Consider the following 871-nt stretch of genomic DNA (forward strand, 5'->3'; position numbering starts at 1 on the left):
TGGTTCTCGAAAACCACGCCATCTGCCTCGCCGGAGCGAATTCTCGGACGGTCTCTCCTCATTGTTGCTCCCTCTCAAGCGCGGCGCCGGCGCGTTTCATCCGCGCGGCCGTGCTGTAGGCTTGCTGCGCTTTTTCCGGCCCGGCGCCGCCGACTCAAGCATTCGCGTGATATAGGCATGGATCGCTGCGCGGCCGGCTTCGGCGCAAACGGCGGAAAGCGCGATCCCGACGGCCATATCGTCCAATCGCTCCCAGAGCGCCTCGGGCCACAGCGGCGCACACTCCGGTTCGACGTCGTCGGCCTGACACAGGCCGGCGCGGCGGCGGGCATGGTTCGGGCATTCGGCGTCGAACCCTTCGCCCGAGGCGAGCAGTTGCACCGCGGTCAGCACCTCCGGCCGAGGCGTCTGCCTGGGCGCATACAGATCGAGCAAGGCGGCTTTCATATCGCGCGCGGCAGTGATCACGTCCTCGCGCATGCGCCGCAGCATTTTCACTTCGTCTTCCAGTTCCATTGGGGAATCCTTTCAGGCAAGCTTTTCCGTCGCCACGCTGCGTTTCCGCCCTGGCTATTTCCTTCGAGGCTCGCTTCGCTCGCACCTCAGGATGAGGAAGGAGCGAAGGTCGGGAAGCGGGGCGCTTGGCCTTGCCTACCGAAACTTAAATACGTGGCGCAGCTTCCGCGCCCCGCCGGTGTCTGTCGCCACGGTCGACCGGTCACGCGCCCCGCTCCATGTTCTTTCCATGGACAATGACGCGCGGATGATCCGCCTCCTGTGCGATCAGGCATTTGCGCCTGACCCACAGAATGCCGGCCCGTCGGACGCCCTCAGGCCCGTGGGAACCGAATCCACGGGGAGAGGTCACCGC

General features: G+C 65.4%; 1 protein-coding gene. It reads right to left on the bottom strand.

From position 1 onward, the window contains the following. Positions 1-96: 96 nt before the first annotated feature. Positions 97-516 carry a hypothetical protein gene (locus G6N73_RS35940; protein WP_165034582.1) on the bottom strand — a complete coding sequence of 140 codons (420 nt, stop codon included), beginning with the start codon at positions 514-516 and terminating at the stop codon, positions 97-99. Positions 517-871: the final 355 nt, after the last annotated feature.

It is taken from the genome of Allomesorhizobium camelthorni (assembly GCF_011045125.1).
GTDB classification, from domain to species: Bacteria; Pseudomonadota; Alphaproteobacteria; order Rhizobiales; family Rhizobiaceae; genus Allomesorhizobium; species Allomesorhizobium camelthorni.

Bases quoted from the DNA above. Each gene is read 5' to 3' on its own strand.
- G6N73_RS35940 (WP_165034582.1), bottom strand. From the start codon at position 516: ATGGAACTGGAAGACGAAGTGAAAATGCTGCGGCGCATGCGCGAGGAC.